The following is a 24,975-nucleotide window of genomic DNA, read 5'->3' as shown; positions in this document are numbered from 1 at the left end:
TGCCCGAGTCGCGTCATCCTTCCTGAGTCAGAGCAAGATAGGGATTGTTGGGCGGTATTTCGGCGAATACCAAGGACCCATTTTCGAGGAGGTAGCCATGCAGTCGGCGGGACTTCCTCGGGCCCGTGACTTCACAGGTCCAAATGTTCAGGCCATTTGAGTGCTTGCGGTGTAGCTGCAGTTTCTCAAAGCGCTTTTGCACCCACTGCCAATCCTGTTGCTTGTCCTGCCTGGCTAGCGCATCCACCTGGGGATGTTCCTGCGCATAGCGATGGAACACGCCGGGACTGACCAGGTAGGCGGTGTCGCTCACCGTATGCACGAGCGCCTTCTCCTTAAAGCGAAGAAGTTTCAAATGCGCCAGCTTCTAGTGTGCGGCTTGCTAAGTTGCCTGGCTTTCGCTGCGCCGGCAGAGGTTATGTCACCGGCGCAATTGCACTTTCTGGAAGTAAACGCTGCTGAACCTGAAGCTACCCAGTCCTGGAGGCGGGGCGTGTACATTTGGGATAGCCGTGCGTTGCTCAATCCTGCTACTCGAACCGACGAGCTGTCTCGCCTGGACCGCACGGGCATCCAACGTCTATATATCGGGCTGAGCGCCGAGCAATTAGCGCAACCGGAAGTTGTGCGGACGCTCGATGCGGTTGCCATAACACTCAGAAAACGTGGCTTCGAGCCTGTGCTGCTTTTGGGTGATCCAGACTGGATGGCGCCTGAGCACCGCGCTTCGCTGATCGCCATCATTTCGAAATTGAAGTCTGTGTCGTTCTCAGCACTTCATCTGGATCTGGAAGTTGAGCAGCGTGGCTGGCCGGTTCCGGCGAAACATGTGCGTGAATGGCTGGACACGCTAAAGCAGGTGGCAGCCGCTAGTCCTTGGCCTGTCGAAATATCGAGCCATTACCGCTGGTTTACTGAGGAGATGGGTGGCTTTCCTTGCGCTCCGTGTGAGCTACCTTCCATCGGTGTTAGTAAGGTGAGTTTGATGATCTACACCCGCAGTGCTGAACGCAGCGCCCAGCTCACGGAGAAAATCGCTCAGCGCTGGCCGGCCGTGCGCTTTCGACTCGCGCAGAGCATAGAGCCTCAGCTTGCGCCTGAAGAAACCTGGGGCGGCGCAGCACAGGCTCTACTTCAAGAGCAAGACAGCTTTTGGCGGGCTAGGCTGCAGCCTTTGGCTGTAGGGGGTATCGACTGGCAAGAGTGGGAATATTATCCAACCGGCCAACAACTATGAAAATCTATTGCTAATAAACGAAACAGCTACGATCCGGAAGCAGCAGGAGCCGGTTGCCGCTCTAACGTTTCCTGCCTCGCATTGCTCCAAGATGCTAATTTTCTACCTGCACCGACGAGGTCTTCGTGCCGTTCGTAAACAAGCCTGCCATCTTGGCACGTGTCATCGCCATTATAGTTCTTGTCAGTTTGCTGATTGTTGCCGTTACCGCTTTTATCGAGCGAAACACATTTGATCGCTTAGATGATCTAAACGGGCCCACTGAAGTGAGCCATATCTCTGACCAGGGGCGTTCCGACTGGAATCGCTTCGCCAGCGGAGAGCCTTCTCGTCTTGCAATCTTGTTGACTGATAAGGATTCCGCTTGGCTCGGCCTGTCTCATGGCCTCAAAAGTATCGGCGTGCCGTTCACTATTACCGATGACGTCGCCGAGGCTACTCGTCATAACGTCGTCCTCGTGTATCCGTTGCTTTCGGGACGCACCCTTGACGATGCTGGGCGCACAGCGCTGCGCCGCCACGTGGAAGCAGGACGGACTCTAATAGCCACACAAGTGCTGGGTGGCGGACTACACGATCTGTTTGGCTTCGAATCGACTTTGGAATCGCGAGCTCACCACAGTATCACCTTCGAACAAGCGCCAGCCCTTGGCTGGATCAGCGATCTCCATGAAAAGACAGTACTGCTTGGCCAGCCTGATCTGCCGACAAGTTGGATCGGCACGCAAACGTATGTGAATGCGCAGCAGGTTTTGGCCAGGTTCGAAGACGGATCCGCCGCTTTGGTCAGAGGAGACAACAAGGCAGGCGGCAGCGCATATGCGTTGGGTTTTGACCTCGGCTTTTTCATCATGCGAGCGCACAACGATCGTAATGACCAAGGCTACCGGGCCTATGCCAATGGTTATGAGCCCTCCGTCGACGTATGGCTGCGCTGGCTCAGGGCTGTCTATCGCCAGCACGAACCGCTAGCCGTCACGATTGGCTCTGTGCCACAAGGCCAACGCCTGGCTGCGGTCGTGACGTTTGATGTGGATTACGTCAAGTCGATGGGCAATCTACTTGCCTATCGGGACTTGCTCGTGCGGGAAGGAATACCGGCAACCTTTTTCCTACAAACAAAATACTACCGCGACTTTCAGGACGAAGGTTTTTTCAACGACCGTACGCTTGCTGCGATGGATGCCTTGGTGGCGGCTGGTATGGAGATAGCCAGCCACTCAGTTAGCCATTCCGACATGTACGCCTCGCTTCCGCTTGGTGATGGGAGCGAGCAATATCCGACCTACCAGCCGAGGGTTAAGGCTCTCGGCGATACGCAAGGTGCGACGGTGATGGGCGAGCTTAGGGTGAGCCGCTTTTTGTTGGAGCAACTGACCGGTCGCTCGGTGGTCTCGTTCCGTCCCGGCTATCTAGCAACACCGCCTCGCCTCCCTGAGGCTCTGGCCGCATCGGGCTATCGCTTTTCGAGTTCAGCAACTGCAGGGAACCTCACCACACACTTACCGTTTCGCACAAACACGCAACGGATGTATAGCGATGAAACGACAGTGTTTGAGTTTCCAATTGCGATTGAAGATGAGATACCGCCGATTATGGATCAGCGAGTCGAGGAGGCGGTTGAGCTGGCCGAGAAGCTTGCCCGATATGGCGCAAGTTACGTGATGCTGCTTCACCCGAATGAAGTTGACCATAAGTACCGCTTCTTGGAGCAGATCCTTCCTCGACTCAAACCATTCGCCTGGTTTGGAACCATGAGCCAGTACGGCAGCTGGTGGGCTGCACGCGATAAAGTCGAGGTCGATGTGCTGGCGCAACGCGGTCAAATTGTGCTCAACGTCCAAGCGCAAGAGCCTATTAAAGATCTGGTATTTGAGTTGCCAACTGGCCTGCGGCCGGTCTCTGGCAGCGCCATGCAAAAGCTATCCGATGGGCGATGGCTGTTCCGCGATATTCCCGCCGGCACGATTATGATTGACTTACATCACTAAAGAAGCAGGAAATCCAGGTTCGACTGCGACTGTCACCACGGGCAGGTTTTGGCCGGTTTCGGCCCGTCGCCACCGGCAGCTATGGATTGAATCCGGCCCGTCGTGACTGGCAACAGCCGAACCATCGTGGACCACTGAGAGCTAGATGAGTGGACGCTTCGAATCGTCACCGCCAATCAGCTACTGCCGTTTTGATGTAATCAAAGGGGAGACTTCTTCTTTCTATGCAGAGACTTTTCGGACTGCGTGGTGGTGGCCGTCCACCACGCTCCCGGCGACCATCCAGCCGGCAAGCAGGGCGATGTGTTCGCGGTCGAGATCAGGGTAGCGCATGTCCTGCCTTGGCCTGAACGACGACCCGGTGTTCCAGTACAAAGAGCCTTTTTCGTTCCAGGTCGCGACCGATGATCAGGCTGAGACGGACCACTTGTGAGCGCGATCATTAATAATGGGGCCAGGTGAGCGCGTATGGCTGGCACAGGGACGAGTGGGTGTTTCGTGGTAGATCTCCCTACATATCCTGACGGCTGCAATACCCAGCCCTGATCGAGCGGCAGCAACGCGTTCGTTCGAGGCCATTGATGGCATGACGAAGATCGACTTTGCCGCGATCGAGGCTGCGCTGAAGGCTTAATCTCCAACGTCTGAATCCAGCCCCAATGACTGAGCCTGCCTGACACCACATGTGATTCTGAGGCTGCTGCGGCCTCTCCGCGTGACTCGCAGAGTTCCGTGCTGTGATCCTCCCCTGTTGCGACTCGGTCAAGCTAAATGCAATCGTTGGTCAGGAGCTTCTATAAAACGCAGGCATAATCTTGTTATGATATAGCTGGCGTCAAACTCGGCAGATGATACTGACTTATAGATTTACTTAAGAGTGTATGTCGTATATTAAATACGTGACCTCAATGTTGTGCTTTGCTTCGAATTGTTTATGCGTCCGATTTTGGTAGTGTCTAACTATCTCAATCCTTCGCAAGTGGTGCGGGATGTTGCAAGGTGGGCGAGGTTTTTATAGTAAACTGGGCTTGTAAATATTTAATTGGAAGCTAGTGTTTATGATGATGGGCGAACAGGAATCTCAGATTAATAAAGCTGCGGAACTTCGTCGTAAAAAGCTGCGCGGCAATGTGGGCAAGGCTGTTGTAGATTATGCAATGATCGAAGATGGCGACAAAGTTATGGCCTGCGTAAGTGGTGGCAAAGATTCATTCGTTATGCTTGACGCTTTGCTGCACTTGCAGAGAGTTGCGCAAATAAAATTCAGTGTTGTGGCGGTTAATCTTGATCAGAAGCAACCTGGCTTTCCGGAGCATATATTGCCTGAGTTTTTCGAGGCTAAAGGGATTGATTATTATATAATTGACAAGGATACTTATTCCGTTGTCAAGAGTAAGATCCCAGAAGGTAAGACTACCTGTTCTCTTTGCTCTAGACTCAGAAGGGGCACGCTTTATAGTTTTGCTGAGGAAATTGGGGCTACTAAATTGGCACTCGGTCATCATATGGATGACATGGTTGAAACTTTGTTTCTGAACATGTTTTTCCAAGCGCAATTGAAAGGGATGCCTCCTAAGCTTCTTAGCGATGACAAGAGGAATATAGTCATCCGGCCACTCGCCTACTGTCGCGAGAAAGATATAGCAAAGGTCGCTGCCGATAGCGCATATCCAATCATTCCGTGTAATCTCTGCGGATCGCAAGAGAATTTGCAGAGGAAAAAAATCAAGTCGATGATTGCGGAGTGGGATTCGGTAAATCCTGGCTGCGTAGAAAACATCTTTCACAGCTTACAAAGCGTAAGTCCTTCCCAGTTAGCTGATCGCAGCCTCTTCGATTTTATAGATCTATCCATTGATAGGTCGGATGCCCGACCGCCCTACGAATTCGAAGCAGCCGAGGTTTCATCATCCAGTGTTGAAGGCCGAATTGATGTCGTTCGGATTTTGTAAAGGTTCAAGGTGATTTTTCGGGAGGTATGAGGGTTTTCAAAGCTCAGGAAGACGCAAAATTTACTTTTTCGCCTTTTTCTGTAAAGCCAGCTTTCTATTTAATTCATTTAAAATCAATAGGTTGCGCTTATGCTGGTGCTGTCCAGTTATGTTTTCTTAAGCTATAAGGCAAGGACAGCTACACCATGCTCGACGTCCTGCTGTACCTGCAGAAGGTCGCGCCGATCAAGTTCGAGATCGTCGCCGTGAACATGGACCAGAAGCAGCCGGGCTTCCCCGAGCACGTGCTGCCGGCCTACCTGGAGTCCATCGGCGTCGAGTACCACATCGTCGAGAAGGACACCTATTCGGTGGTCAAGGAGAAGATCCCGGAAGGCAAGACCACCTGCTCGCTGTGCTCGCGCCTGCGCCGGGGCACGCTCTACACCTTCGCCGACGAGATCGGCGCGACCAAGATGGCCCTCGGTCACCACCGCGACGACATCCTGGAAACCTTCTTCCTCAACATGTTCTATGGCGGCACCCTCAAGGCCATGCCGCCGAAGCTGCGTGCCGACGACGGCCGCAACGTGGTGATCCGCCCGCTGGCGTACTGCAACGAGGCCGATATCGAGGCCTACTCGCAGCTCAAGGAGTTCCCGATCATCCCGTGCAACCTCTGCGGCTCGCAGGAAAACCTGCAGCGCCAGGTGGTCAAGGAGATGCTCCAGGAATGGGAACGCAAGTCGCCGGGCCGCACCGAGATCATGTTCCGCGCCCTGCAGAACGTGGTGCCCTCGCAGTTGGCCGACCGCAACCTGTTCGACTTCACCAACCTGCGCATCGACGAAAGCGCCGCGCCGCGCACCCTGGACGTCGTCAATATCTGAATGTGAGCTTCGAGCTTCGAGCTACAGCCAAGGCTCTTATCTATGCGTGATTACCGCTGGCTCCACGAGTATTGCCTCAACCGCTTCGGCTCGGCCGAGGCCCTGGAGGCGCGCCTGCCCCGGCCGCGCAGCGATGCCGAGCTGCGCGGGCTGGCCGATGATCGCTACCTGTCGCTGCTGGCCTTGCGGGTGTTCCGCGCCGGGCTCAAGCACAGCCTGGTGGACGCCAAGTGGCCGGCCTTCGAGGAGGTGTTCTTCGGCTTCGACCCGGAGAAGGTGGTGCTGATGGGCGCCGAGCACCTGGAGCGGCTGATGCAGGATGCGCGGTTGATCCGTCACCTGGGCAAGCTCAAGAGCGTGCCGCGCAACGCCCAGTTCATCCTCGACGTGCGCCGCGAGAAGGGCAGCTTCGGTGCGCTGATCGCCGATTGGCCGGTGACCGACATCGTCGGCCTGTGGAAGTACCTGGCCAAGCACGGCAACCAGCTGGGCGGGCTGTCGGCGCCGCGTTTTTTGCGCATGGTCGGCAAGGACACCTTCATCCCCACCGACGACATGGTCGCCGCGCTCAAGGCCCAGGAGGTCATCGACAAGGCGCCCACCAGCCTGCGCGATCTCGCCCTGGTGCAGGCCGCGTTCAACCGCTGGCACGAGGAAAGCGGCAGGCCGCTGTGCCAGCTCTCGGTGATGCTGGCCCACACCGTCAACCACTGATCCCGTTTCGCGAGGCAGGAGGCTTCCATGGACCATTCGTCGGATATCGCCCGGGTCGCCGCTGAGCTGAAGCGGGCCGAACGCATCCTCATCATCACGGGGGCAGGCCTTTCCGCGGATTCCGGCCTGCCCACCTACCGCGGGCTCGGTGGCCTCTACAACGGCATGACGGAGGAGGGCATCCCGATCGAGGAGGCCATCTCCGGCCCCATGCTGCGGCGGGACCCCGCCCTGTGCTGGAAGTACCTCGCCCAACTCGGGCGCGCCTGCCTCGGTGCACGCCCCAATGCCGGGCACGCAGCCATCGCCGAACTGCAGCGGCTCAAGCCGGAATGCTGGGTGTTGACGCAGAACATCGACGGCTATCACCGCCAGGCGGGGTCGCCCGTGGAGCGGCTGATCGAGATCCATGGCGAACTGGCGCCCCTGTTCTGCCAGTCGTGCGGCGCCGAGAGCGACCAACTGTCGCAGCACCTGGAACGGCCTTTGCCTCCCAAATGCACGGTTTGCGGTGGTATTCTCCGGCCTCCCGTCGTCCTGTTCGAGGAAATGCTCCCCGAAAAGGCCATCGACACCCTCTACGCGCAACTGCGCAAGGGCTTCGATGCGGTGCTTGCGGTCGGCACCACGGCGAGCTTCCCCTACATCATCGAACCGGTGATGCGCACCCGCCAGCAAGGCGGCTTCACGGCGGAAATCAACCCCGCCAGCACTGATCTCGCCCGCTCGGTCGACGTACATCTGATGGGAAAGGCCTTAGATGTTTTGCAGGAACTACTGAGTCACATTTCGATCGATTAAATTTGCAAATTAGATCGATAGAGGGCATATTCGCGCCTTCTTATAATTTTCGACACGGTCGTGCCCATGCTCAGTCGCTTCGCACCCCTCGTGCCTATCACGTTTGCACTGTTTCTCACCGCTTGCGCCGGCGTTTCGCCGAAGCCGCAAGTAGCCGCCACTCCGGAGCCCCAGGCCGCCATCGAAGAGCCGAGCGTCCAGGACATGGCGGACATGATGGACGACGAGCCCTACCAGCTGCCGTCCCTCGCCGACAACGTTCTCGAGCGTGGCTTCGAACTGGTGGGCACCCCCTACCGCTTCGGTGGCCGTTCCCTGAAGACCGGCTTCGATTGCAGCGGCTTCGTCGGCTACCTGTTCAAGGAAGAGGCGGGCATCCAGCTGCCGCGCTCCACCCGCGAGATGATCAACCTCGATGCACCGGTCATCGCGCGCAGCGAGCTGAAGCCGGGCGATATCGTCTTCTTCAACAACCGTGGCCGTGGCCGCGTCAGCCACGCCGGCATCTACATCGGCGACGACCAGTTCATCCACTCCTCCAGCCATCGCAGCGGCGGTGTGCGGGTCGACAGCCTGGATGACCGCTACTGGAGCGCGAGCTACATGGAAGCCAAGCGCGTCCTGGCGCAGGTTTCCCCGTCGATGAACGCCTCGGCGCAAGGCTCGATGCACCGCTGATAGCGATCCTGATCCACCCGTCGGCCCGGACCCTGTTCCGGGCCGATTCGTTTCCGCCTTCTTCTATATAAGTCCGGGTTGCCGCCCACGCGCAGCGGCGATGGCTTTTTGCTTGCATTATTCGAGCGGTATCAGCAAATTAGCGAGCAAACCTCAAGTCAGGACTGACTTGCCATGCCCGCATTGCACCGTCTTGCCCTCATCGCGCTGCTCGCCCTCCTCGGTGCCTGCTCCAGCCATGCGCCGGCTCCCGCTCCCGTCTACACCCCGCCCGTGGTCCAGGCGCCGTCCTCGCCAGCGGCCGATGACGTGCTGTTCCGTGCACTCGGTCTGGTGGGCACCCCCTATCGCTACGGTGGCAACACCCCGGACAGCGGCTTCGACTGCAGCGGCCTGATCGGCTACGTCTACCGCGACGCCGCCGGCATCAGCCTGCCGCGTTCCACCCGCGAGCTCATCGCCATGCGCGTGCCGACTATCGGCATGAACGCCCTGCAGAGCGGTGACCTGGTGTTCGTCGCCACCAACGGCGGCGGCCAGGTCAGCCACGCCGGCATCTACGTGGGCGAGGGCCGCTTCGTCCACGCGCCCTCCAGTGGCGGAACGGTGCGCCTCGACAGCCTGTCCAACAGCTACTGGCAGAAAAGCTACCTGAACGCCAAGCGCGTGCTGCTCGATTCGCACCTGGCGAGCACGCCCTGAGAGGCTGCATGACCACCCGGACGCTCAACCTTGACGACGACCTCTACCGCTACCTGATCGACGTCTCCCTGCGCGAGACGCCGTTGCTCGCGCGCCTGCGCGAGGAAACCGCGCTGCTGCCCACCGCGCGCTGGCAGATCGCCCCCGAGCAGGGCCAGTTCATGGCCATGCTGGTGCGGCTCACCGGAGCGCGACGCATCCTGGAAGTCGGCACCTTCACCGGCTACAGCGCCCTGGTGATGGCCGAGGCGATGCCGGCGGACGGCCGCATCCTCTGCTGCGACCTGCCCGGCGACTACAACGCCGTCGCCCGGCGCTACTGGCAGGAGGCGGGCGTCGAGGACTGCATCGACCTGCACCTGGCCCCCGCCCTGGAAACCCTCGGCCGCCTGGAGCAGGAAGGGCAGTCCGGCAGCTTCGACCTGATCTTCATCGACGCCGACAAGGCCAACTACCCCGCCTACCTGGAGCACGCCCTGGCCCTGGTGCGCAGCGGTGGGCTGGTGCTGTTCGACAACGTGCTGTGGAGCGGCCGCGTGCTGGAGGCCAACCCCGACAGCGCCGACACCCGCGCCATCCAGGCCCTGAACCGCGCGCTCAAGACCGATGCCCGCATCGACCTCTCGCTGCTCCCCATCGGCGACGGGCTGACCCTCTGCCGCAAGCGCTGAGCCCATGGCCGAGCCCATCCGCCTGCCACCCCAGCCGGACGCCTGCGAGCTCTGCCGGCGCGCCGCGCCCCTGACCCGCCACCACCTGATCCCAAAGGCGCTGCACAGCAAGACCTACGTGCAGAAACGCTTCGCCCGCAGCGAGCGCATCACCGCCACCCTCTGGGTCTGCCGTCCCTGCCACAACCAGATCCACCGCCTGTTCAGCGAAAAGGAACTGGCGCTGACCTACAACACCCGCGAGGCGCTGATGTCCGACGAGCGCCTGCGCACCTTCGTCGACTGGCTGGCGGGCAAGCCGGCGGGGTTCGAACCGAGGCATTGAGCGGCGTCAAGCCGCCTTAGCCATCACCTCGCACTCCTCCGCGCAGCGCTGGCAGGCTTGCGCGCATTCCTGGCAGTGGTCGTGGTCGTGCTTGGCGCATTCCTCGGCGCAGGCCTGGCAGGCGATGGCGCAGAGGCGGCAGATCTCGTCGGCCAGGGGGCTGTCGCGGGCCATCAGCAGGGCGGCGAGGCGGCACAGGTCGGCGCAGTCGCGGTCGGTGCGGATGCACAGCGCCATGTGCGCGGCGTCTTCCTCGCGCAGGCAGGAGGCGGCGCAGTGTTCACAGGCGATGGCGCAGGCGTTGCAGGCCTGGATGCAGGAGGCATAGCGTTCGCGGATCATCGGAAGTCTCCTCATGGAGTGGGTCCTGTTGAGTGGACGCAGGCCCGCGGCCATCGGTTCGACCCTTTTTTCCGCCTGCCGCCCGTCGATTGACCCTGACCACAGCGGCCACTAAGCTGCGCGCCTTGCATCAGGTGCCCCGCGGCCATGCCGCCGGGGTGAAACAGGGAAGCCGGTCCATTCTCCCGAAGAATCCGGCGCTGCCCCCGCAACGGTAGGCGAGTCATCCACCGCATCCAGCCACTGTGCCCCGGCATGGGAAGGCGCGGTCGGGGAACCGACGGTTCCACTCGCAAGCCCGGAGACCGGCCTGGTGTGACTGCGCATGGGATCGCCCCATGCATCACCCCAGGAGGTCGCGCGGGTGGCGCGACGGAGACCGATCTTGAACCGAAACGCTTCCCCGAGGCCGGCGCTGCTGGCTGTTCTCGGCATCTCGTGCATTTCCCCGCTGGCCGCAGCCCCCCTCGAACTCGACGAGCAGGTAGTCACGGCCACCCGCAGCGAGCAGCCCGTGCGCGCCAGCCTGGCCGCCACCACCGTGATCGACCGCGAGGCCATCGAGCGCAGCCAGGCCAGCTCGTTGCCGGAACTGCTGCGCAAGGTGCCGGGCGTCACCCTCAGCAACAACGGCGGCCCGGGCAAGAACACCACGCTGTTCATGCGTGGCAGCGAATCCGACCACGTGCTGGTGCTGGTCGATGGCGTGAAGATCGGCTCCGTCAGCGCCGGTCTGGCGGCCTTCCAGGACCTGCCGGTGGAGCTGATCGAGCGCATCGAAGTGGTCCGTGGCCCGCGCTCCAGCCTCTACGGCTCCGAAGCCATCGGCGGGGTGATCCAGATCTTCACCCGCAAGGGGCATGGCGAGGGCGCGGCCAAGCCCTGGTTCTCCGCCGGCTACGGCACCCATGACAGCTATCAGGGCAGCGCCGGGGTGGCCGGTGGCGACGAGCAGGCCTGGTACAACCTCGGCGTCAGCAGCCAGGACACCGACGGCATCAACTCCCGCCGCCAGGGCAGCAACTACTACGAGCCCGACGCCGACGGCTACCGCAACCTGTCCGGCACCCTCAACGCCGGTGTGCAACTCGGTGGGCTGGCGGTGGACGGCACGCTGATGCGCGCCAAGGCCCATAACGACTACGACGACATCGACAACGGTGGTTACCTGCATCCCCTCGGCGGCCACGGCGCCAACGCCGACAACCGCCAGGAGGTGATCGGCGGCCGCGCCCGCTTCAGCCCCCAGGACATCTGGAACATCACCCTCCGGGCCGGCCGCAGCGAGGACAAGTCCATCAGCCACACCGATGGCCTGTTCGACGCCCGCTTCGACTCCAAGCGCGACAGCGCTTCCTGGCTCAACGACCTGACCCTCGCCGAAGGCCATGTGCTGACCCTGGGCTACGACTGGCAGCGCGACCAGGTCAGCAGCTCCACCGCCTTCGAGCAGGATTCGCGCCGCAACCAGGGCTGGTTCGCCCAGTACCTGGGGCAGGCCGGCCAGCAGGACTGGCAGCTGTCGCTGCGCCGTGACGACAACGAACAGTTCGGCACCCACGACACCGGCAGCGCCGCCTGGGGCTATGCGCTCAGCGACGCGTTGCGCTTCAGCCTCGGCTACGGCACCGCCTTCAAGGCGCCCAGCTTCAACGAGCTGTACTACCCCGGCTACGGCAACCCGGGCCTGGATGCGGAAACCTCCGAGAGCTTCGAGGCCGCGCTCACCGGGGAGCACGACTGGGGCCACTGGTCGATCAACGCCTACCGCACCCATGTCGACGACCTGATCGCCTACGACTCCACCCTCGGCCCGTACGGCGGCCCCAACAACATCGGCAAGGCCCGCATCGACGGGCTCGAACTGGTGCTGGGCAGCCAATGGCTGGGCTGGGACTGGAGCGCCAACGCCACCTTCATCGACGCCGAGAACCGCGACCACGGCAGCAACGCCGGCAACGAACTGCCGCGTCGCCCGCAGCAGAGCTTCAACCTCGACCTCGACCGGCGCATCGGCCGCTTCGGCCTGGGCGCCACGTTGCACGCCGAAGGCCGCAGCTACGACGATTTGGCCAACCGCAACCAGGTGGCCGGCTACGCCACCCTCGACCTGCGCGGCGAGTACTGGCTGACCGAGGAATGGCGCCTGCAGGCCAAGGTCACCAACCTGCTGGATGCCGACTACGAAACCGCGCTGGACTACAACCAGCCCGGGCAGGCAGTGTTCTTCAGCGTCCGCTACCAAGCCCTCTGACAGGAGCCCCCATGACCGAATCCATCGAACGCGATGCCCGCCACAAGGCGCGCATGCAGCGCAAGAAAGCCCTGATCGACGAGAAGATCGCCCAGGCCCAGGACGAGTACGGCCTGTTGCTGGTGCACACCGGCAATGGCAAGGGCAAGAGCAGCTCGGCCTTCGGCATGGTCGCCCGCGCCCTCGGGCACGGGGTGAAGGTGGGGGTGGTGCAGTTCATCAAGGGCGGCATGTCCACCGGCGAGGAAGCCTTCTTCCGCCGCTTCCCGGACGAGGTCGCCTACCACGTGATGGGCGAGGGCTACACCTGGGACACCCAGGACCGCCAGCGCGACATCGAGAAGGCGCAGCAGGCCTGGGCCGTCGCGGCGCAGCTGCTCAACGACCCGCAGGTCGGCCTGGTGGTGCTGGACGAGCTGAACATCGCCCTCAAGCACGGCTACCTGGACCTGGAGACCGTGCTCCGCGACATCGAATCGCGCCCCGAGCTGCAGCACGTGGTCGCCACCGGCCGTGGTGCGCCCCAGGGCCTGATCGACGCCGCCGACACCGTCACCGAGATGAGTCTGGTCAAGCACGCGTTCAAATCCGGGGTGAAGGCGCAGAAAGGGGTGGAATTCTGAGCACCTCCACGCGCCATTGCCCGGCCCTGCTGATCGCCGCGCCGGCGTCCGGCCAGGGCAAGACCACCGTCACCGCCGCCCTGGCGCGCCTGCATGCCCGCCAGGGCAAGCGCGTGCGGGTGTTCAAGTGCGGGCCGGATTTCCTCGATCCGATGATCCTCGCCCGCGCCTCCGGCGCACCGGTGTACCAGCTGGACCTGTGGATGATCGGCGAGGCGGAGAGCCGCCGCCTGCTCTGGGAAGCCGCCGCCGAGGCCGACCTGATCCTCATCGAGGGCGTGATGGGCCTGTTCGACGGCTCGCCCTCGGCCGCCGACCTGGCGCGCTGCTTCGGCGTGCCGGTGATGGCGGTGATCAACGGCGCCGCCATGGCCCAGACCTTCGGCGCCCTGGCCGTGGGCCTCGCCACCTACCAGCCGGGCCTGCCGTTCTCCGGCGTGCTCGGCAACCGGGTCGGCAGCCAGCGTCACAGCGACCTGATCCGCGACAGCCTGCCGGACTGGATCCGCTGGTACGGCTCCCTGCCGCGCAGCGCCGAGGTCGAGCTGCCCAGCCGCCACCTGGGGCTGGTGCAGGCCGAGGAGCTGGCCGACCTGGACGCACGCCTGGACGCCGCCGCCGATGCCCTGGCCGCCAGCGCCTCGGTGGAGCTGCCGCCGGCCGTGGCCTTCGAGGCGCCGGCCGCCCAGGCGCTGCGACCGACCCTGGAAGGCGTGCGCATCGGCGTCGCCCGCGACACCTCCTTCGCCTTCACCTACCAGGCCAACCTCGACCTGCTGCGCGCCCTCGGTGCCGAGCTGCGGTTCTTCTCGCCACTGACCGACGCCGCCCTGCCCGAGGTGGACAGCCTCTACCTGCCCGGCGGCTACCCCGAGCTGCACCTGGCGCCGCTGGCGGAAAACCGCGCCATGGCCGAGGCGGTCCGTGCCCACCATCAGGCCGGCAAGCCGATCCTCGCCGAGTGCGGCGGCATGCTCTACCTGCTCGATGCACTCACCGACGCCGAGGGCGCGCGCGCCGAACTGGTCGGCCTGCTGCCCGGCAGCGCGGTGATGCAGAAGCGCCTGGTGGCCCTGGCCCTGCAGGAGGTCGAGCTGCCCGGCGGTGCGTTGCGTGGCCACACCTACCACCATTCGCGCCTCGACTCGCCGCTGCAGCCGCTGGCGCGCGGCACCTGCCCGAACGACAAGCCGGTGGCCGAGGCGGTGTTCCGCACCGGCCGCCTCACCGCGTCGTACATCCACTTCTACCTGCCGTCCAATCCCGCTGCGGCGGCGGAGCTCCTGCGCCCATGACCGACAACGCCTTCAGCCCCGAGGAACGCGCCGCCGTCTACCGCGCCATCGCCGAGCGCCGCGACATGCGCCACTTCAGCGGCGGCGAGGTGGCCCCCGAGCTGCTCGCGCGCGTGCTGGAGGCGGCGCACCAGGCGCCCAGCGTCGGCCTGATGCAGCCCTGGCGCTTCATCCGCGTCACCGAGCCGGCGCTGCGCGAGGACATCCACGGCCTGGTGGAAGCGGAGCGGGTGCGCACCGCCGAGGCCCTGGGCGAGCGCTCCGACGAATTCATGCGGCTGAAGGTCGAAGGCATCCGCGACTGCGCCGAGCTGCTGGTCGCCGCGCTGATGGATGGGCGCGAGGCGCATGTCTTCGGGCGACGCACGCTGCCGGAAATGGATATGGCGTCGCTGGCCTGCGCGATTCAGAATCTCTGGCTCGCCGCCCGTGCCGAAGGCCTGGGCCTGGGCTGGGTCTCGCTGTTCGACCCGCAGGCCCTGGCCGACCTGCTCGGCATGCCGCCCGGAAGCAAGCCCCTGGCGGTGCTCTGCCTGGGCCCGGTCGAGGCCTTCTACCCGGCGCCGATGCTGGCGCTGGAAGGCTGGGCGCAACCGCGTCCGTTGTCCGAACTGCTGTTCGAGAACCAGTGGGGAAACAAGGAATGAGCCTGGGCATGCTGACATTGGCCGCCGTGGTGCTGGACGCCGTCTTCGGCGAGCCGCGCCGCTGGCACCCGCTGGTGGCCTTCGGTGACTGGGCCAAGCGCCTGGAGCAGCGCTTCAACCCGGGCGGCCGTGGTTGGCGCAGCCATGGCGTCAGTGCCTGGGTGATCGCCGTGCTGCCGTTGACCCTGGCGGCCTGGTGGCTGTCCGAGCTGCCCTGGGTCGGCACCCTGGTGGGCGTGGTCGCGCTCTATGCCGCCATCGGCCTGCGCAGCCTCAACGAACACGCCGAGCCCGTGGCCGTGGCGTTGCAGGGCGGCGACCTGGACGAGGCGCGCCGTCGCGTCGGCTACATGGTCAGCCGCGAGACCCGCGAGCTGGACGAGAGCGCCGTGGCCCGTGCCGCCACCGAATCGGTGCTGGAGAACGGCAGCGACGCGGTGTTCGCCGCGCTGTTCTGGTTCGCCGTGGCCGGCGCGCCGGGCGTGGTGCTGTACCGCCTGAGCAATACCCTCGACGCCATGTGGGGCTACCGCAACGAGCGCTTCGAGCGTTTCGGCTGGGCCGCCGCGCGCATCGACGACGTCCTCAACTTCATTCCCGCGCGCCTGGTCGCGCTGACCTACGCGCTGCTCGGCAAGACGGCGCTGGCGCTGCATTGCTGGTGCAAGCAGGCGCCGCTCTGGGACAGCCCCAACGCCGGCCCGGTGATGGCCGCCGGCGCCGGTGCGCTGGGCGTGCAACTGGGCGGGCCGGCCGTGTACCACGGCGAGCTGCACGAGCGCCCGTGCCTGGGGCAGGGCGAGCCCGCGCGTGCCGAGGACATCGGCCGTGGCATGGACCTGGTGCGCCAGGGCGTGATGCTCTGGGTGGGCGTTCTGATCATCGGAGGATGGCTCGTTGCTTGAGCATGGAGGCAGGCTGCGCGCCGCCGCGCAGCGTTATCGCATTCCCGAGGCGGACTGGCTCGACCTCTCCACCGGCATCGCCCCCTACGGCTGGACCCTGCCCGAGGTGCCCGCCGCGGCCTGGGCGCGCCTGCCCGAGCGCGACGACGGCCTGGAAGAGGCCGCGCGCCAGTACTACCGCGCCCCGTCATTGCTGCCGGTGGCCGGTTCCCAGGCCGCCATCCAGGCGCTGCCACGCCTGCGTCGCACGTCCCAGGTGGGCATCCTCTCGCCTTGCTACGCCGAGCACGGCGCCGCCTGGCGCCGGGTCGGCCATCGCCTGGAAGAGATCAGCGAGGCCGGTGCGCGCCGTGCCATCGACCGCCTCGACGTGCTGGTGGTGGTCAACCCCAACAACCCCACCGGCCAGCGTTACTCCCCGGAGCTGCTGCTGGAGTGGCATGCGCGCCTGGCCGAGCGAGGCGGCTGGCTGGTGGTGGACGAAGCCTTCATGGACTGCACCGGCGACCAGAGCCTGGCGCGGGTCAGCCACCTGCCCGGGCTCATCGTGCTGCGTTCCTTCGGCAAGTTCTTCGGCCTCGCCGGGTTGCGCCTGGGCTTCGCCTGCGCCGCTCCCGAGCTGCTCGACGAGATGGAGGAGCTGCTCGGCCCCTGGGCGGTCAGCGGCCCCGCGCGGGCCATCGCCAGGGGCCTGCTGCAGGATGTCGGCGGCCAGGCCCGGCAGCGCGAGCGCCTGCTGCGGGACGGCCAGCGCCTGGCCCGCCTGCTCGGCAGCCATGGCCTGCAACCCACCGGCGGCTGCTCGCTGTTCCAGTGGGTCGCCATGCCCCACGCCGGGGTGGTGCACGAATACCTCGCCGCCCACGGCATCCTCACCCGGTTGTTCCTCACGCCGTCGAGCCTGCGTTTCGGCCTGCCGCCCGACGAGGCCGGCTGGCAGCGCCTGGACACCGTGCTGAGCGGCTTCGCCCGGGAGCTCGCATGACCACGCTGATGGTGCAGGGCACCACCTCCGATGCGGGCAAGAGCACCCTGGTGACCGCGCTGTGCCGCTGGCTCAAGCGCCAGGGCGTGGCGGTGGTGCCGTTCAAGCCGCAGAACATGGCGCTCAACAGCGCGGTGACCGCCGACGGCGGCGAGATCGGCCGCGCCCAGGCGGTGCAGGCCCAGGCCTGCGGGCTGGCGCCGCACACCGACATGAACCCGGTGCTGCTCAAGCCCAACACCGACACCGGTGCCCAGGTGATCATCCACGGCCGCGCCGTCACCTCGATGAACGCCGTCGCCTACCACGACTACAAGAAGGTCGCCATGCAGGCGGTGCTGGCCTCCCACCAGCGTCTGGAGGCCGGCTATCGGGTGGTGATGGTGGAGGGCGCCGGCTCCCCGGCGGAGATCAACCTGCGCGCCAACGACATCGCCAACATGGGCTTCGCCGAGGCGGTGGACTGCCCGGTCATCCTCATCGCCGACATCGACCGGGGCGGCGTCTTCGCCCATCTGGTGGGCACCCTGGCGCTGCTCTCGGAGAGCGAGCAGGCACGGGTGAAGGGCTTCGTGATCAACCGCTTCCGGGGTGACATCGCCTTGCTGCAACCCGGCCTCGACTGGCTGGAGGCGCGTACCGGCAAGCCGGTGCTCGGCGTGCTGCCCTACCTCACCGATTTCCACCTGGAGGCCGAGGACGCCATCGACCGCCGCCAGGGCGCCAAGCCCCGCGAGGCGTTGAAGGTGGTGGTGCCGGTGCTGCCGCGCATCAGCAACCACACCGATTTCGACCCGCTGCGCCTGCACCCCCAGGTGCAGCTGACCCTGGTCGGCCCGGGGCAGGCGCTGCCACCGGCGGACCTGGTCATCCTGCCCGGCTCCAAGAGCGTGCGCGCCGACCTGGCCTTCCTCCGCGCGCAGGGCTGGGACGCGGCCATCGCCCGCCACCTGCGCTACGGCGGCAAGCTGCTGGGCATCTGCGGCGGCCTGCAGATGCTCGGTGAGCGCATCGACGACCCCCACGGCCTGGAAGGGCCCGCCGGCAGCAGCGCCGGCCTCGGCCTGCTCGCCTTCGACACGGTGCTGGAGCCGGAGAAGCAGCTGCGCAACGTGCGTGGCCGCCTGGGCCTGGAAGGTGCTGCGGTGACCGGCTACGAAATCCACGCCGGGGTCAGCCGTGGCGCCGCCCTGGAGCGGCCCGCCGCGCAACTGGACGATGGCCGCTGCGACGGCGCCATGAGCGAGGACGGCCAGGTGCTCGGCACCTACCTGCATGGCCTGTTCGAGGCTGCCGAGGCCCGTGATGCGCTGCTGCGCTGGGCCGGCCTCGCCGAGGTGCAGGCCGTGGACTACCCGGCGCTGCGCGAGCGCGACATCGAGCGCCTGGCCGATCAGGTCGAGCACCACCTGGATACCGACCTGCTGCGCCGCCTCTGCGGCCTGGAGCCCGCCCATGGCTGAACTCATCCTCGGTGGCGCCCGTTCGGGCAAGAGCCGCCTGGCCGAACGCCTCGCCGGCGAGTCGGGCCTGGCCGTCACCTACATCGCCACCAGCCAGCCGCTGGACGGCGAGATGAGTGCCCGCGTGGCCAGCCACCGCGCCCGCCGCCCCGACCATTGGGGCCTGGTGGAAGAGCCCATCGAGCTGGCGCGGGTGCTGCGCGAGCACGCGGCCCCCGGCACCTGCCTGCTGGTGGACTGCCTGACCCTGTGGCTGACCAACCTGCTGATGCTGGAGGACGAGGCGCGCCTCGTCGCCGAGCGCGACGCCCTGCTGGCCTGCATCGGCGAGCTGCCGGGGCGGGTGCTGCTGGTGAGCAATGAAACCGGCCTCGGGGTCGTGCCCCTGGGCGAACTGACCCGCCGCTACGTCGATGAAGCCGGTTGGCTGCACCAGGCCCTGGCCGAACGCTGCACCCGCGTGACCTTCACCGTCGCCGGCCTGCCCATGCTGTTGAAGGGAGAGCCCCTATGACCTCACTCGCGTGGTGGTTGGCCGAGTGCCAGCCCCAGGACCATGTCGCCCGCACCCGGGCCCAGGCCCGCCAGGACCAGCTGACCAAGCCGCGTGGCGCCCTGGGCCAGCTGGAGGGCCTGGCGATCACCCTCGCTTCGATGCAGGGCAGTGATCGCCCCGAGGTCGCGCGGCCCTGGTTCGCCGTGTTCGCCGGCGACCACGGCGTGGTGGAGGAGGGCGTTTCCGCCTACCCGCAGGCGGTGACCGGCGAGATGCTGCGCAACTTCGTGCGTGGCGGCGCGGCCATCAACGTGCTGGCCCACAGCCTGGGGGCGACCCTGGAGCTGGTCGACCTGGGCACCGCCGTGCCGCTGGAGCGCTTGCCTGGCGTGCTGCACCTGGGCCTGGGCGCCGGCACCGCCAACTTCGCCCGCGAACCGGCGATGAGCGATGCCCAGTGCCTGGCCGCGCTGGAGGCCGGCCGCGCCAGTGCCGAGCGTGCGGTGGACTCGGGGGCCGACATCTACCTCGGCGGCGAGATGGGCATCGGCAACACCACCGCCGCCAGCGCCCTGGCCTGCGCGCTGCTGGGCACCCCGGCGGCACAACTGGTCGGCCCCGGCACCGGGCTGGACGACAAGGGCGTGCAGCACAAGGCCGAGGTGATCGAACGCGCCCTGGCCCTGCACAGGCCCCATTGCCATGGCCCGCTGGAAAGCCTGCGCCGCCTCGGTGGCTTCGAGGTCGCGGCCCTGGCCGGGGCCTACCTCGGCTGCGCCCAGCGCGGCATCCCGGTGCTGGTGGACGGCTTCATCTGCAGCGTCGCCGCGCTCTGCGCCGTGCGCATGAACCCCGCCTGCCGCGACTGGCTGCTGTTCTCCCACCGTTCCGCCGAGCCGGGCCACCAGGCCGTGCTGGCGGAGCTGCAGGCGCAAACCCTGCTCGACCTCGGCCTGCGCCTGGGCGAGGGCAGCGGCGCCGCCATCGCCTTGCCGCTGCTGCGCCTGGCCTGCGACCTGCACAACGGCATGGCCACCTTCGCCGAGGCCGCCGTCTCGGATCGCCCCGCATGAGCCTGGTCATCGACCTGCTGCGCCATGGCGAAACCGAGCTGGGCGCGGGCTTTCGCGGCAGCCTGGACGACGCCCTGACCGAAACCGGCTGGGCGCAGATGCGCCGTGCAGTGGAGGGGGCCGGCCCCTGGGATGCCATCGTCAGCTCGCCGTTGCAGCGTTGCGCGCGCTTCGCCGAGGAGCTGGCCGGGCACCTGGACCTGCCGCTGGGTTTCGACGCCGACCTGCGCGAACTGCATTTCGGCGCCTGGGAAGGCCGCACCGCTGCCCAACTGATGGCCACCGATGAGGCCGGCCTGGGCCTGTTCTGGAACGACCCCTACAGCTTCACCCCGCCCGGCGGCGAGACGCTGCTCGACTTCGAGGCCCGCGTGCATGCGGCGGCGGCGCGTTTGCAGGAAGGCTTCGCCGGCCAGCGCCTGCTGGTGGTCAGCCACGGCGGGGTGATCCGCCTGCTGCTGGCCCGCGCATGGGGCCTGCCACGGGCCCAGCTGATGCAGGTGGAGGTGCCCCACGCGACCTTGCACCGGATCGTTTTGCCATGACCCCGCTGCTGATCGCCCTGCAGTTCCTCACCCGCCTGCCGGTGCGCCTGCCGGGCATGCCCGAGCCGCAGCAGATCGGTCGCTCACTGCTGTTCTACCCGCTGGTGGGATTGCTGCTGGGCCTGGCGCTGCTGGCGCTGGAGTGGGTGCTGGGCGATACCTCGACGCTGCTCGAGGCCGCGCTGCTGCTGGCCGCCTGGGTGGCGCTGAGCGGTGGCCTGCACCTGGATGGCCTGGCCGATACGGCGGACGCCTGGGTGGGCGGCTACGGCGACCGCGAGCGCACCCTGGCGATCATGAAGGACCCGCGCAGCGGCCCCATCGCCGTGGTCGTATTGGTGCTGGTCCTGCTGCTGAAGTTCGCCGCGCTGGTGGCGCTGCTGGAGCAGGGGCCGATCGCCGCGCTGCTGCTGGCACCCTGGCTGGCGCGGGCGCTGCTGCCGTTGCTGTTCATGACCACGCCTTACGTTCGTGCAGGCGGGCTGGGGCAGGCGCTGGCCGAGCATTTGCCGCGCCGGGAACTGCCCTGGGTGCTGGGCGCCCATGCGCTGCTGGGTCTGGTGTTCGGCTGGGTGGCGCTGGTCGCACTGGTGGCGGCGCTGGCGCTGTTCGCCGGGTGGCGCCGTGGCTTGCTGCAGCGACTCGGCGGCACCACCGGCGACACGGCCGGGGCGCTGGTGGAGCTGGCCGAGGTGGCCGTGCTGGTGGCGCTGGCGCTGCTGGGGTGAAAACGCCGGGGCGCAACGCCCCGGCGCGGTGGTTCAGAAACGCAACCTGTCGTACCAGTTCTCGTAGACCGCGGTCGGCGCCACTTCGACGCGGAAGCGGCTGGCGTCCTGGGCCTCGCCCCAGAGGAACAGGTGGTCCTTCCAGGCGCCGTCGGGCCAGATCTTCAGGTAGTAGTCGCGCCCGGGCAGGGGGCGCTGGCCGCTGTAGTCGATGAACGCCACCTGGTCGCCATCCTTCAGGCATTGCCCCTGGTCGTTGTCGATCTGCACGCGCAGGTGCCGCGAGGGCTTGCCGGCGGCGGGGTAGTAGCCCCACTTGCCGGCACCGTGCTCGTACCAGGTGAGGAAGTAGCCGGGGTAGGCGCGTGATTCCAGGGTCACGTAGTCACCGTTGCGCACGCAGAAGCTGGCGAAGTGGTCCCAGTCGTTGAGGCTGAAGGTGCTGGCGTCGTCGCGGCCGTTGCCGGTGACGGTGACCCAGTTGGTGGCCTTTGCCCCGGTGCGCAGGGCGTTGCCGTTGTCGAGGCTGCGCAGCACCACGCGGGCGTAGCGGTTGTCGGTGGGCTTGAAGGCCCGCTGGGGTGTGCGCTGCGGATCGGCATAGGTGAAGGCGGCCACCGGGTAGTGGTCGGAGTAGTCCTGGTAGTGCCAGGTGTTGACGCCGTCGCTGGCGCTCCAGCGCGGGGAGGGGATGTCCAGCGCCTGGTTGTGCCAGTACGAGACCTGGCCGTGGCTGCTGGAGACCAGGATGTAGTCGAGGTACTCCGGCGGGTTGGTCGGTGGCGTACCGGGGCCGTTGTCCTTGTAGGGGTACTGGTAGCCGGTCACGCCGTTGCGCCGGGTGTCCCAGGTGGCGGGGGCGCCGGCGTAGCTGTCCGGTTCGCGCAGGTCCAGCTGGGCCAACACGCGCGGGTACTCGGCGCTGCCGCGCACGACGTTGAGGTCGCCGCCGACGAACAGCACTTCGTTCGCGGGGATGTTCTGCCGGTCGATGAAGGCGCGCATCTCCCTGAACTGGCTTTCGCGCACCGCCTGGCCACCGTCGGGGCAGGCCGCGTCGGCAGCCTGGGTGTGGGTGGCGATGACATGGAACGGGCGCTCGCCGCGCATCACCTTGACGTACACGAAGCCCTTGTTGGCCAGGGCGTCTGCCCCGCAGGCATCGCGGTAGAGGTACTGCACCCGGCGCACGATGGGCCAGCGGCTGACGATGGCGACGCCGCCGTCCTCGGGCTTGGCGGCGGGGTTGCCGGTGCTCTCGTCCCAGCCGCTGGTGGCGCGGCCCAGCACCGGGGTCTGGTGCGGGTAACGGTCCTTCAGCCCGTTGAGCAGGATGTCCGAGGCTGTGTTGTCGAACAGCTCGTTGAAGATGATCAGGTCGCGTCCTTCCACATAGTCGGCCCGGGTCATCAGGCGCGCGCGCTCCTGGTTGTTCCAGCTGAACTTGAACGGCAGCGGCGTGAGGAAGAAGGCGTTGTGGGTCAGCAGGTCGAAGGCGTCAGGCCGAGGGTCGGGGGCGGCCGGGGCCGGGGGGGCGGTGAGCAGGGCGAGAAGGCTGAGCATCGTCCAGGTGATGCGCGTGGTCGTTGTCATCTGCATGTCCGAGATGAGTGGATGCGGAGGGCGGTGAGAGGCCACCGCCCGATGGCGGACCGGTTACTGCTGTCCTTGATGTCCTTGTAGAAAACCTCAGCTGTTTTACAGCGGTGTGTCACGGCGGGCCTCCCATGCGGGAGGCCCGTTCCAGCGGGTGGATCACTCGAAGAGGAAGTGCTCGTCCTGCAGCCCCATCACCGACTTCGTCGGCTTGAGCATGGCGCTGGCGTGGCCCTTGGCGCGGGGCAGCAAGCGGTCGAAGTAGAAGGCGCTGGTGGCCAGCTTGGCGCGGTAGAAGTCCTCGGACTCGGCGCCGCCTTCGCGCAGGCGGCGGCGTGCGGCGGCTTCCTGCAGGGCCCAGGCGTAGGCGAGGGCGGCGTAGCCGGAGTACATGAGGAAGTCATGGCTGGCGGTGCCCACCAGGTCACGGTCCTTGCGGGCGCGCAGGGCGATGCGCAGGGTCAGGACGTTCCACTGGCCGGCGAGCTTGAGCAGGGTCAGCGCGCGGCCGCGCATGGCCGGCTCGGTCTTCAGCAGGTCGAGGGCCAGGCGCGCCACCTGGCCGCTGAAGTCGCGCACGGCCTTGCCCTGGGTCATCAGCAGCACCTTGCGGCCCAGCAGGTCGAGGGCCTGGATGCCGGTGGTGCCTTCGTAGAGGGTGGCGATGCGCGCGTCGCGAACGATCTGCTCCATGCCGTGCTCGCGGATGTAGCCATGGCCGCCGAACACCTGCATGCCGAGGTTGGCGCTCTCCAGGCCCAGTTCGGTGAGGCAGCCCTTGAGGATGGGGGTGAGGAAGCCGAGCTTGTCGTCCCAGCGTTCGTACTTGTCGTTGTCGTTCTGCAGGATGCCTTCGATCATGCGGTCGGCGTACTGGGTGGCCAGGTACACCAGGGCGCGACCGCCTTCGGCCACGGCCTTCTGGGTCAGCAGCATGCGGCGTACGTCGCCGTGGTGCATCAGCACGTCCGCCACTTCGCCCGGCTCCTTGGTGCCGGAGAGGGCGCGCATGGAGCGGCGCTCGCGGGCGTAGGCGAGGGCGCCCTGGTAGGCCAGTTCGGCGGTGGCGACGCCCTGGATGGCGGTGCCGATGCGGGCGCTGTTCATGAAGGTGAACATGCATTCCAGGCCCTTGTTCGGCGGGCCGATGAGGTAGCCGGTGGCGCCGTCGAAGTTCATCACGCAGGTGGCCGAGGCCTTGATGCCCATCTTCTTCTCCAGCGCGCCGCAGCTGACGCCGTTGCGCGGGCCGAGGCCGCCGTCATCGCCCGGGAGGAACTTGGGCACGATGAACAGGGAGATGCCCCGGGTGCCCTTGGGCGCGTCGGGCAGGCGGGCGAGGACGATGTGGATGATGTTCTCGGTGAGGTCGTGGTCCCCGGAGGAGATGAAGATCTTGGTGCCGGTGAGGGCGTAGCTGCCGTCGGCGTTGGCTTCGGCGCGGGTCTTCACCTGGCCCAGGTCGGTGCCGCACTGGGGCTCGGTGAGGCACATGGTGCCGGCCCAGCGGCCTTCGGTGAGCGGGGTGAGGTAGGTGCGTTTCTGCTCCTCGGTGCCGTGCTGCATGAGGGTGTTCATGGCGCCGAGGGACAGGCCCGGGTACATGGAGAAGGGCCAGTTGGCGGTGCCGAGCATTTCCTGCTTGAGGGCGCCGAGGCTCATGGGCAGGCCCTGGCCGCCGTATTCCACCGGGTGCGAGAGGCCTTGCCAGCCACCGGCCACGTAGGCGTCGTAGGCTTCCTTGTAGCCCTTGGGCGTGCGCACTTCGCCGTTCTCCAGGTGGCAGCCTTCCTCGTCGCCTGAGTGGTAGAGCGGGGCGATGACTTCCTCGCAGAGCTTCGCGCACTCGCCGAGGATGGCCTCGACCATGTCCGGCGTGGCCTCGCCGCCATTGGCCAGGGCCTGGTAGTGGGCGGGGAAGTCGAAGACCTCGTTGAGCAGGAAGCGGGTGTCGCGCAGGGGCGCCTTGTAGCTGGGCATCGGTGAACCTCGGAACGCAGGTGGCAGACGCCGATTTATACGGCGCCCTTGCCGGCACGGCCTTGGCAGCGATAACGGAGGCCTCTGGCAGTTCGGACAATGC

General features: G+C 65.9%; 23 protein-coding genes, 3 pseudogenes and 1 riboswitch. Of the genes and pseudogenes, 22 read left to right on the top strand and 4 right to left on the bottom strand.

Annotated elements, in window-relative coordinates; translation table 11 throughout:
- Window positions 1–13: 13 nt before the first annotated feature.
- Window positions 14–334: pseudogene (locus tag HSX14_RS20765) on the bottom strand (conjugal transfer nickase/helicase domain-containing protein); the annotation flags it as partial.
- A gap of 159 nt (window positions 335–493) precedes the next feature.
- Here HSX14_RS20765 and HSX14_RS20760 point away from each other — a divergent pair.
- From HSX14_RS20760 to HSX14_RS20710, 11 genes and pseudogenes are all read left to right on the top strand, one after another.
- Window positions 494–1,237 carry a hypothetical protein gene (locus HSX14_RS20760; RefSeq protein ID WP_173177983.1) on the top strand — a complete coding sequence of 248 codons (744 nt, stop codon included), beginning with the start codon at window positions 494–496 and terminating at the stop codon, window positions 1,235–1,237.
- A gap of 125 nt (window positions 1,238–1,362) precedes the next feature.
- The gene (locus HSX14_RS20755) at window positions 1,363–3,228 is read left to right on the top strand and encodes a polysaccharide deacetylase family protein (RefSeq protein WP_173177984.1); all 1,866 of its coding nucleotides are present in this window, start codon (window positions 1,363–1,365) and stop codon (window positions 3,226–3,228) included.
- A 145-nt stretch (window positions 3,229–3,373) separates the two neighbouring features.
- Window positions 3,374–3,862: pseudogene (locus HSX14_RS20750) on the top strand (VOC family protein).
- Between the two features lie 430 nt (window positions 3,863–4,292).
- Window positions 4,293–5,180: a tRNA 2-thiocytidine(32) synthetase TtcA gene (gene ttcA, locus HSX14_RS20745; protein WP_420803760.1), complete on the top strand. Its 888-nt coding sequence runs from the start codon at window positions 4,293–4,295 to the stop codon at window positions 5,178–5,180.
- 167 nt (window positions 5,181–5,347) lie between these two features.
- Window positions 5,348–6,049: pseudogene (gene ttcA / locus HSX14_RS20740) on the top strand (tRNA 2-thiocytidine(32) synthetase TtcA); the annotation flags it as partial.
- Window positions 6,050–6,091: 42 nt separating this feature from the next.
- On the top strand, window positions 6,092–6,763 hold the full coding sequence (locus HSX14_RS20735; protein WP_173177986.1) for a DNA-3-methyladenine glycosylase I: 672 nt from the start codon (window positions 6,092–6,094) through the stop codon (window positions 6,761–6,763).
- Window positions 6,764–6,790: 27 nt separating this feature from the next.
- Window positions 6,791–7,564 (top strand): NAD-dependent deacylase, encoded by a 774-nt coding sequence (locus HSX14_RS20730; RefSeq protein WP_173177987.1) that lies wholly within the window; start codon window positions 6,791–6,793, stop codon window positions 7,562–7,564.
- Between the two features lie 66 nt (window positions 7,565–7,630).
- Complete coding sequence (locus tag HSX14_RS20725) at window positions 7,631–8,242, top strand: C40 family peptidase (RefSeq protein ID WP_111262050.1); 612 nt, start codon at window positions 7,631–7,633, stop codon at window positions 8,240–8,242.
- A 174-nt stretch (window positions 8,243–8,416) separates the two neighbouring features.
- Window positions 8,417–8,944, top strand: coding sequence for a C40 family peptidase (locus tag HSX14_RS20720; protein WP_173177988.1), 528 nt, complete (start codon window positions 8,417–8,419; stop codon window positions 8,942–8,944).
- Window positions 8,945–8,952: 8 nt separating this feature from the next.
- A complete protein-coding gene (locus HSX14_RS20715) occupies window positions 8,953–9,615 on the top strand; it encodes an O-methyltransferase (RefSeq protein WP_173177989.1) in 663 nt (220 codons plus the stop codon).
- Between the two features lie 4 nt (window positions 9,616–9,619).
- The gene (locus tag HSX14_RS20710) at window positions 9,620–9,940 is read left to right on the top strand and encodes a hypothetical protein (protein ID WP_173177990.1); all 321 of its coding nucleotides are present in this window, start codon (window positions 9,620–9,622) and stop codon (window positions 9,938–9,940) included.
- A 6-nt stretch (window positions 9,941–9,946) separates the two neighbouring features.
- Here HSX14_RS20710 and HSX14_RS20705 read toward each other — a convergent pair whose 3' ends face one another.
- Complete coding sequence (locus HSX14_RS20705) at window positions 9,947–10,282, bottom strand: four-helix bundle copper-binding protein (RefSeq protein WP_173177991.1); 336 nt, start codon at window positions 10,280–10,282, stop codon at window positions 9,947–9,949.
- A 115-nt stretch (window positions 10,283–10,397) separates the two neighbouring features.
- Window positions 10,398–10,610, top strand: a riboswitch (cobalamin riboswitch).
- A gap of 57 nt (window positions 10,611–10,667) precedes the next feature.
- Between HSX14_RS20705 and btuB the strand changes: the two genes are divergently transcribed.
- The 11 genes from btuB to HSX14_RS20650 are packed head-to-tail and all read left to right on the top strand — an operon-like array spanning window position 10,668 to window position 21,296.
- Window positions 10,668–12,536 (top strand): TonB-dependent vitamin B12 receptor, encoded by a 1,869-nt coding sequence (btuB, locus tag HSX14_RS20700; protein ID WP_373874759.1) that lies wholly within the window; start codon window positions 10,668–10,670, stop codon window positions 12,534–12,536.
- Window positions 12,537–12,547: 11 nt separating this feature from the next.
- On the top strand, window positions 12,548–13,159 hold the full coding sequence (gene cobO / locus HSX14_RS20695) for a cob(I)yrinic acid a,c-diamide adenosyltransferase (RefSeq protein WP_173177993.1): 612 nt from the start codon (window positions 12,548–12,550) through the stop codon (window positions 13,157–13,159).
- Window positions 13,156–14,454, top strand: a complete 1,299-nt coding sequence (locus HSX14_RS20690) for a cobyrinic acid a,c-diamide synthase CobB (RefSeq protein ID WP_173178040.1) — start codon at window positions 13,156–13,158, stop codon at window positions 14,452–14,454. Before cobO ends, HSX14_RS20690 begins: the two co-directional genes overlap by 4 nt.
- Window positions 14,451–15,101: a 5,6-dimethylbenzimidazole synthase gene (gene bluB, locus HSX14_RS20685; RefSeq protein WP_173177994.1), complete on the top strand. Its 651-nt coding sequence runs from the start codon at window positions 14,451–14,453 to the stop codon at window positions 15,099–15,101. Before HSX14_RS20690 ends, bluB begins: the two co-directional genes overlap by 4 nt.
- Window positions 15,098–16,006, top strand: a complete 909-nt coding sequence (gene cbiB, locus HSX14_RS20680) for an adenosylcobinamide-phosphate synthase CbiB (RefSeq protein ID WP_173177995.1) — start codon at window positions 15,098–15,100, stop codon at window positions 16,004–16,006. The genes bluB and cbiB overlap by 4 nt, the downstream gene beginning before the upstream one ends.
- Window positions 15,999–16,991, top strand: a complete 993-nt coding sequence (gene cobD, locus HSX14_RS20675) for a threonine-phosphate decarboxylase CobD (RefSeq protein WP_173177996.1) — start codon at window positions 15,999–16,001, stop codon at window positions 16,989–16,991. The genes cbiB and cobD overlap by 8 nt, the downstream gene beginning before the upstream one ends.
- Window positions 16,988–18,454 carry a cobyric acid synthase gene (locus HSX14_RS20670; protein WP_173177997.1) on the top strand — a complete coding sequence of 489 codons (1,467 nt, stop codon included), beginning with the start codon at window positions 16,988–16,990 and terminating at the stop codon, window positions 18,452–18,454. The genes cobD and HSX14_RS20670 overlap by 4 nt, the downstream gene beginning before the upstream one ends.
- On the top strand, window positions 18,447–18,968 hold the full coding sequence (gene cobU, locus HSX14_RS20665; RefSeq protein ID WP_173177998.1) for a bifunctional adenosylcobinamide kinase/adenosylcobinamide-phosphate guanylyltransferase: 522 nt from the start codon (window positions 18,447–18,449) through the stop codon (window positions 18,966–18,968). Before HSX14_RS20670 ends, cobU begins: the two co-directional genes overlap by 8 nt.
- A complete protein-coding gene (gene cobT, locus HSX14_RS20660) occupies window positions 18,965–20,023 on the top strand; it encodes a nicotinate-nucleotide--dimethylbenzimidazole phosphoribosyltransferase (protein WP_173177999.1) in 1,059 nt (352 codons plus the stop codon). Before cobU ends, cobT begins: the two co-directional genes overlap by 4 nt.
- Window positions 20,020–20,568 carry an alpha-ribazole phosphatase family protein gene (gene cobC / locus HSX14_RS20655; RefSeq protein WP_173178000.1) on the top strand — a complete coding sequence of 183 codons (549 nt, stop codon included), beginning with the start codon at window positions 20,020–20,022 and terminating at the stop codon, window positions 20,566–20,568. Before cobT ends, cobC begins: the two co-directional genes overlap by 4 nt.
- Window positions 20,565–21,296 (top strand): adenosylcobinamide-GDP ribazoletransferase, encoded by a 732-nt coding sequence (locus HSX14_RS20650; protein ID WP_173178001.1) that lies wholly within the window; start codon window positions 20,565–20,567, stop codon window positions 21,294–21,296. Before cobC ends, HSX14_RS20650 begins: the two co-directional genes overlap by 4 nt.
- A 33-nt stretch (window positions 21,297–21,329) precedes the next feature.
- Here HSX14_RS20650 and sph read toward each other — a convergent pair whose 3' ends face one another.
- Both sph and HSX14_RS20640 read right to left on the bottom strand, forming a co-directional pair.
- On the bottom strand, window positions 21,330–22,889 hold the full coding sequence (sph, locus tag HSX14_RS20645; protein WP_173178002.1) for a sphingomyelin phosphodiesterase: 1,560 nt from the start codon (window positions 22,887–22,889) through the stop codon (window positions 21,330–21,332).
- 162 nt (window positions 22,890–23,051) lie between these two features.
- Complete coding sequence (locus tag HSX14_RS20640) at window positions 23,052–24,872, bottom strand: acyl-CoA dehydrogenase C-terminal domain-containing protein (protein ID WP_173178003.1); 1,821 nt, start codon at window positions 24,870–24,872, stop codon at window positions 23,052–23,054.
- Window positions 24,873–24,975 lie beyond the last annotated feature (103 nt).

Source organism: Pseudomonas tohonis (genome assembly GCF_012767755.2).
GTDB lineage: Bacteria > Pseudomonadota > Gammaproteobacteria > Pseudomonadales > Pseudomonadaceae > Metapseudomonas > Metapseudomonas tohonis.
The sequence above is the reverse complement of the archived record's forward strand: the minus strand, read 5'-3'. Positions and strand labels throughout refer to the sequence as shown.

Coding starts and splice junctions, on each gene's coding strand:
- cobT (WP_173177999.1), top strand. CDS start 18,965: ATGACCTCACTCGCGTGGTGGTTGGCCGAGTGCCAGCCCCAGGACCAT.
- HSX14_RS20735 (WP_173177986.1), top strand. CDS start 6,092: ATGCGTGATTACCGCTGGCTCCACGAGTATTGCCTCAACCGCTTCGGC.
- HSX14_RS20710 (WP_173177990.1), top strand. CDS start 9,620: ATGGCCGAGCCCATCCGCCTGCCACCCCAGCCGGACGCCTGCGAGCTC.
- HSX14_RS20725 (WP_111262050.1), top strand. CDS start 7,631: ATGCTCAGTCGCTTCGCACCCCTCGTGCCTATCACGTTTGCACTGTTT.
- cobU (WP_173177998.1), top strand. CDS start 18,447: ATGGCTGAACTCATCCTCGGTGGCGCCCGTTCGGGCAAGAGCCGCCTG.
- HSX14_RS20705 (WP_173177991.1), bottom strand. CDS start 10,282: ATGATCCGCGAACGCTATGCCTCCTGCATCCAGGCCTGCAACGCCTGC.
- ttcA (WP_420803760.1), top strand. CDS start 4,293: ATGGGCGAACAGGAATCTCAGATTAATAAAGCTGCGGAACTTCGTCGT.
- cobC (WP_173178000.1), top strand. CDS start 20,020: ATGAGCCTGGTCATCGACCTGCTGCGCCATGGCGAAACCGAGCTGGGC.
- HSX14_RS20670 (WP_173177997.1), top strand. CDS start 16,988: ATGACCACGCTGATGGTGCAGGGCACCACCTCCGATGCGGGCAAGAGC.
- HSX14_RS20730 (WP_173177987.1), top strand. CDS start 6,791: ATGGACCATTCGTCGGATATCGCCCGGGTCGCCGCTGAGCTGAAGCGG.
- HSX14_RS20640 (WP_173178003.1), bottom strand. CDS start 24,872: ATGCCCAGCTACAAGGCGCCCCTGCGCGACACCCGCTTCCTGCTCAAC.
- bluB (WP_173177994.1), top strand. CDS start 14,451: ATGACCGACAACGCCTTCAGCCCCGAGGAACGCGCCGCCGTCTACCGC.
- HSX14_RS20650 (WP_173178001.1), top strand. CDS start 20,565: ATGACCCCGCTGCTGATCGCCCTGCAGTTCCTCACCCGCCTGCCGGTG.
- cobO (WP_173177993.1), top strand. CDS start 12,548: ATGACCGAATCCATCGAACGCGATGCCCGCCACAAGGCGCGCATGCAG.
- HSX14_RS20720 (WP_173177988.1), top strand. CDS start 8,417: ATGCCCGCATTGCACCGTCTTGCCCTCATCGCGCTGCTCGCCCTCCTC.
- HSX14_RS20715 (WP_173177989.1), top strand. CDS start 8,953: ATGACCACCCGGACGCTCAACCTTGACGACGACCTCTACCGCTACCTG.
- cbiB (WP_173177995.1), top strand. CDS start 15,098: ATGAGCCTGGGCATGCTGACATTGGCCGCCGTGGTGCTGGACGCCGTC.
- sph (WP_173178002.1), bottom strand. CDS start 22,889: ATGACAACGACCACGCGCATCACCTGGACGATGCTCAGCCTTCTCGCC.